Source organism: Bradyrhizobium sp. Kon69 (assembly GCF_055807515.1).
Map to the genome: position 1 here is coordinate 1 of NZ_JBVVOS010000319.1, position 278 is coordinate 278.

General features: G+C 61.5%; 1 protein-coding gene. It reads right to left on the bottom strand.

Features of this window, described 5'->3' with window-relative positions; translation table 11 throughout:
- A partial coding sequence (locus tag AC0L3U_RS39300; RefSeq protein ID WP_473365106.1) for a response regulator occupies positions 1 to 278 on the bottom strand: 278 nt, incomplete at both ends.

Sequence of the window (278 nt, forward strand, 5' to 3'; positions counted from 1 at the left end):
GCTTTGTGACAGGGGCGGGGGCTGTCGTTTTGCAGGTTGGCGGTCAAGGCAATGATCGGTTCGCGGTTCAACGCCTGATCGCGCTCATGCTCGCGGATGGCGCTGGCCATGCTGTAACCATCCATGAACGGCATCTGGCAATCGCAGATCACCAAGTCAAAGGGCCGGCGGGTAAACGCCTCCAGTCCCATGAACCCATCGGCAGCCAACTCGTGCCCCAGGCCCAGCTTCTGCAACATCCAGCCCAACAGCAGGCGGTAGGCTGAGTGGTCCTCCAC